General features: G+C 26.6%; 5 protein-coding genes. 3 read left to right on the forward strand and 2 right to left on the reverse strand.

What is annotated here, in order from left to right; genetic code table 11:
* Positions 1-135 precede the first annotated feature (135 nt).
* From Q0087_RS02320 to Q0087_RS02330, 3 genes are all read left to right on the forward strand, one after another.
* Positions 136-318 (forward strand): RNA-protein complex protein Nop10, encoded by a 183-nt coding sequence (locus Q0087_RS02320; protein ID WP_297898068.1) that lies wholly within the window; start codon positions 136-138, stop codon positions 316-318.
* Positions 319-426: 108 nt separating this feature from the next.
* Positions 427-1,197, forward strand: a complete 771-nt coding sequence (locus tag Q0087_RS02325; protein WP_297898069.1) for a proteasome assembly chaperone family protein — start codon at positions 427-429, stop codon at positions 1,195-1,197.
* 331 nt (positions 1,198-1,528) lie between these two features.
* Positions 1,529-2,722, forward strand: a complete 1,194-nt coding sequence (locus Q0087_RS02330; RefSeq protein ID WP_297898071.1) for a TIGR00375 family protein — start codon at positions 1,529-1,531, stop codon at positions 2,720-2,722.
* 110 nt (positions 2,723-2,832) lie between these two features.
* Here the strand turns inward: Q0087_RS02330 and Q0087_RS02335 are convergent, their stop codons facing one another.
* Positions 2,833-4,938, reverse strand: a complete 2,106-nt coding sequence (locus Q0087_RS02335) for a cation-translocating P-type ATPase (protein ID WP_297898073.1) — start codon at positions 4,936-4,938, stop codon at positions 2,833-2,835.
* A complete protein-coding gene (locus Q0087_RS02340; RefSeq protein ID WP_297898074.1) occupies positions 4,928-5,275 on the reverse strand; it encodes a helix-turn-helix transcriptional regulator in 348 nt (115 codons plus the stop codon). The genes Q0087_RS02335 and Q0087_RS02340 overlap by 11 nt, the downstream gene beginning before the upstream one ends.
* Between the last annotated feature and the right edge of the window lie 248 nt (positions 5,276-5,523).

Consider the following 5,523-nt stretch of genomic DNA (forward strand, 5'->3'; position numbering starts at 1 on the left):
TATTAGATTATATTAGATTATATTAGATTATATTAGATTATATTAGATTATATTATTTCCTTTGTATTAAATCATGTTGAAATTTAAGAGTAAACTTTTTTTAGAGTAAACTTTTATTTTATTTAAGTGATTAAAATGAAAATGAAGATGCATAGATGCAATTCTTGTAATATATATACAATTAAAAATACTTGTCCTAATTGTGATGGGGATTTAAATGTTATATATCCTCCAAAATATTCTATTGAGGATAAATATGGAAAATATCGTAGAAAATTAAAAGAAGAAGCATTAAATGGCGAAAATTTTAATGAATAATTTACTAAGATAATTTGTAATTTAATTTATGAATCTTAGAATTATAAGTTTTAAATTAATATATTATTAAATTAATTTGATAAAAGTATTAGATTGAAGGTGATTTCTATGAAAAATACTGAAGTCAATATTTTGGAAGATATTGAATTGGATAACCCTATTTTTATTGAAGCTCTCCCTGGAATTGGTCATGTAGGTAAATTAGCTGCGGATCATATGATTGATGAGTTAGGAGCTACTAAATTTGCAGAATTATATTCCTATCACTTCCCTCCTCAGGTTTTTGTGGATGAAGATGGTCTTATTGAGAATATGACGAATGAGTTTTATTATTTGAAGTCTTTAGGAGAAAATGAGAGGGATTACATTATTTTAGTTGGAAATAGTCAAGCTTTATCTCCAGAAGGACAATATGAATTATCTAGCTTTATTTTGAATTTTATTGAAGATTATGGTGTAAAAGAAATGTACACTTTAGGAGGATTAGCTACAGGTCATCCTATTGAAGAATCCCGTGTATTTGGTGCAGCTACTGATCTTGAAATTATTGAAACATTAAAAGAACTAGATATTGAGATAAGGTCTGCTGATGGAGGAATTGTCGGTGCTTCAGGACTTTTACTTGGTTTAGGAAAAATTAGAAAAATTAAAGGGGCTTGTTTAATGGGTGAAACTCCAGGTTACTTTATTGATGCTGAAGCTGCAGAGGCTATTTTAGGAAAATTAACCAAAATTTTAAATATAGAAGTTAATACCGATAAACTTGATGAGCGAGCCGAAGAAACAAGAAAAATGATTTCAAAAGCTCAAAAACTAGAGCAAGAAATGGTTAATAAAAATATTGGCTCTGGTGAAGATGATTTGAGATATATTGGATAATTAAATTATTTAATATATTTTTCAAATATTCTTACTATTATTTTAAATATTTTTTTCATTATTTTATTTATTTTTTGATTATTCTTTTTATTAGTTTCTTTATCTGTTTTTTATTAGCACCTGTATATTTATTTTAATATTTTCATTCATATAATCTTTTTATTTTAATATTTTCATTTATAGCATCTTTTTATTTTAATATTTTCATTTATAGCATCTTTTTATTTTAATATTTTTTCTATATTTCTTCTTTTTAGTAGATAATATTTTTTTAAGTTTATTTATTTTTTTATCACTATATTAATATATTAAAATAATCTAATATTTTAATATGATAGTAAATGCAGACTTACATATCCATAGCTGTTTTTCTATGGCAAGTTCGAAAGATATGTTAATAGATAATATAGCTCCTCAAGCAAACCTTAAAGGGCTTCAACTTATGGGTACAGGGGATGCACTTCATCCTAAATGGCTTGAAATTATTGAAAGAAGCACTGAATATGTTGGAGATGGTATTTATTCTGCAGAAGATTGTGATTTTATACTTACCTGCGAAATAGAAGGTGAAAAGAAAATTCATCATCTTATAATCATTCCTAATATAGAAATCGCTAGAGAAATTAGTGAAAAACTTGTTTCTAATAATAAATATAAGGATGGCCGTCCTAGGGCTAAAATGAATGGGAAAGAAATTATGGAAATGGCTAGGGAATATGGATGTTTAATTGGTCCTGCTCATGCATTCACTCCATGGACTGGAATGTATAAAACATTTGATAGTATTATGGATTGTTATGGTCAAAAACCTGATTTTTTAGAATTAGGATTATCTGCTGATACTGACATGGCAGATACTATAAAAGAATTGCAAAATATTCCATTTCTTTCAAACTCTGATGCTCATTCGCCATGGCCTCATAGATTAGGTAGAGAATTTAATCAAATAGAACTCAAAGATATCTCATTTGAATCCTTAAAAAATTCAATTAAAAAAAATAAAATTAAGGCAAACTATGGATTAGTACCAAATTTAGGTAAATATCACATGACTGCATGTACTAAATGTTATAAATTAATTGATCCTGATTGGGCAATAAAAAATAAGATGAAATGTAGTTGTGGAGGAACTATAAAAAAAGGAGTAGACTTTAGAATTTCTCAGATAGCTACATGGGAAAAACCTCACCATCCTGCTCATCGCCCTCCTTACATACATTTAATGCCTTTAGCTGAAATTATTAGTATGGTTTATGATAAAGGAGTTACAACAAAAACTGTTCAAGGAAAATGGAAAGACTTGATTGATAATATTGGTAATGAGATTGAAATTTTAATAGATGCTCCTTTAGATGAAATATCTAAAGTTAATCAAGATCTTATTCCTGCTATTGAGTCATTTAGGAATAATTCTCTACATATTTCTCCTGGTGGTGGAGGAAAATATGGGGAGATTTCTTTTGATGAAGAATTACCCGAAAAAGCTGTAGAAAAAGATAACGGTGTAACATTAGATAATTTTTGATTTAATAATCTCATATATTATATAACAAAAATAAAAAATAAAAAATAAAAAATCAATATTGAAGATTAAAGATGAAAAAGTAAAATGTAAAAATAAAAAATTTTTTAATTTTATTTTCCTATTCTAAGGGCGTTAGCTACTACTAGGAGTGTTAAACCCATATCTCCAATTAAAATTGCTTCCCAGAGGCTAACATAACCTAAAATTCCTAAAACTGCTAACACTGCTTTAACACTCAAGGGCAGAGCTATGTTTTGCTTTATGACTCCCATAGTTTTTTTAGCTATGTCAATTAAATAATTCACTTTGGATATGTTATCTTGCATTAATACAATGTCGGCAGTTTCAACAGCTACATCTGCACCACCCATTCCCATAGCTATTCCAACATTAGCTCTTGCAAGTGATGGTGTATCATTTACTCCATCTCCAACCATGGCTACATTTTCATACTCTTTACCTAGTTTTTCAACAATATTCACTTTGTCTTCTGGAAGAAGATTTGGATAATAATTATCAAGTCCAATTTTTTCTGCTACATTTTTAGCAGCAGTTGAATTGTCTCCAGTTAGCATAATTGTTTTTATAGATTTTTCTTTAAGTTTGGCTATAGTAATCTTTGCATTTTCTCTTATTTTATCATTTAAATTAATTAATCCTAATATTCTATTCTCATTTCCAATAATAACACTAGTTTTTCCAATAGAATTTTTTTCTAAATTCAATTCTTCGATTTCACCTTTCAAATTTTCATTATAGTCAAATAGCTCTTTTTTACCAATATAGAATGTTTGATTGTTTATTTTACCTTTTAAACCTTTTCCTGCAATAGATTTAAAATTTTCAACTTTTTCTAGTTTTATGTCATTGTTTTTTTGGTAGTCTTTAAATGCTTTTGCAATTGGATGTTTTGACTGACTTTCTATACTACAAGCTATTTTTATAATTTCATTTTCTTTAAAATTGTTTAATGTATTTATTTCATTTATTTCCAAATTACCTTCAGTTAAAGTTCCAGTTTTATCAAACATGATAGCTTTTATACTAGCTAAACCTTCAACATATTCTCCACCTTTTATGATTATTCCATTTTTAGTTCCTGCAGTAATTGCAGAAACTATTGAAACAGGTGTTGAAATAGCTATTGCACATGGACAGGATATAACTAATAAAACTAATGCTCTATATACCCATTCATCAATTGGTTGATTGAATATTAAAGTTGGTATGATAGCTACAAACATAGCTAATACAATAATTGTAGGAGTATAATATTTAGCAAATTTATCTATGAAAAGATCTATTTTTGCTTTTTTATCTTCAGATTCTTTTATTAAATCTATAATTTTTGAAAATATTGTTTCATCAGATAATTTAGTAACTTTTATCTCTATATATCCATCTTCATTTATGGTAGAAGCATATACTTCATCTCCTTCAGTTTTTGTCACTGCTAAACTTTCGCCAGTAATAGATGATTGGTCAACAGAAGTAATTCCTTTTTCAATAATTCCATCAATTGGTATTTTATCTCCTGGTTTTACAACTACAATATTTCCAATTGATAAATCTTTAACATTAACTTCTAATTCTTCAAATTTGTTTTTATTACCGCTATCTCCAATTTTTCTTTTCACAGTAGCAATATTAGGAGACAATTTAACTAATTTGGAAAGTGATCTTTTAGATCTATCTAATGCATAATTTTCTAAATATTCTGCAAGGAAAAATAGTAGCATTAATGTTGCACCTTCACCACCATCTCCAAGTAGAAATGCGCCGATAGTAGCTATTGTTATCAATAACTCTATTTTTACTTCTTTTTTCAATAATGATTTTATCCCATGTCTGATTATTTCTTGTCCAACTATTAGTACTACTATCAAATATATTATTTGTGAGATAATATCTTGATTTAGATTGCTATATATATTAAAATTAATTTGGGATATAAAATATCCAATTAAAAATATAATTATGCCTATTCCTAATATAATTAGGGGTTTTTTGGATTTTTTATCTTCAATATTTTCTATGTTTTCAAGCATTCCTTGTTCACATGCACATCCTCGATGTTCATTAGTATCATGGCAATGGTCAATATTATCATCTTCATGATGATGTTTGTGGTCATGTTCTTCTTTATGTTGATGGTCATGACAACAATCACAACCTTCATCATGATATATTTCAAGGTTTTCATTTTTAGAATCCATATTCATTCGCCTTTCTTATTAATGGGATAATTTCTTGACTATTTATCGAATAAAAAGTTTGTTTGTTTTCTTTTCTGAATTTCACTATGTTTTTATTTCTAAGTAACCTCAATTGATGGGAAATAGCAGACTGACTCATGTCTAATAGTAATGATAATTCACATACACAAAGTTCTTGATAACTAAGTGCACATAATATTCTTACTCTATTAAAATCTCCAAGGAGTTTAAATAGGTTAGATATCTCTTGATATACATTGTCACTTGACATTTTCTCTGAAACTTCAGCAATAAGGTCTTCTCTAACACTTTTAATTTCACAAGTTTGATTTGACATATGAACATATATTCATATATTCATATTTAAAGTTTTCTGTAAATTTTTCAACATACAAATTATATATAAAAAAAATTCTTTTATATTTTTGAGATTTTTTAAAATAAAAAAATAATTAATTAATTATATTATAAATTATTAATATCATAATATTTTCAATAATTAAAAATAAATATATAAAATAATGTATTTAAAGAAATAATACAAGAAATAATACAAGAAATAATACAAGAAATAATACAAGAAAT

It is taken from the genome of uncultured Methanobrevibacter sp., assembly GCF_937881195.1.
GTDB lineage: Archaea > Methanobacteriota > Methanobacteria > Methanobacteriales > Methanobacteriaceae > Methanobinarius.

Bases quoted from the DNA above. Each gene is read 5' to 3' on its own strand.
- Q0087_RS02320 (WP_297898068.1), top strand. From the start codon at position 136: ATGAAAATGAAGATGCATAGATGCAATTCTTGTAATATATATACAATT.
- Q0087_RS02325 (WP_297898069.1), top strand. From the start codon at position 427: ATGAAAAATACTGAAGTCAATATTTTGGAAGATATTGAATTGGATAAC.
- Q0087_RS02330 (WP_297898071.1), top strand. From the start codon at position 1,529: ATGATAGTAAATGCAGACTTACATATCCATAGCTGTTTTTCTATGGCA.
- Q0087_RS02335 (WP_297898073.1), bottom strand. From the start codon at position 4,938: ATGGATTCTAAAAATGAAAACCTTGAAATATATCATGATGAAGGTTGT.
- Q0087_RS02340 (WP_297898074.1), bottom strand. From the start codon at position 5,275: ATGTCAAATCAAACTTGTGAAATTAAAAGTGTTAGAGAAGACCTTATT.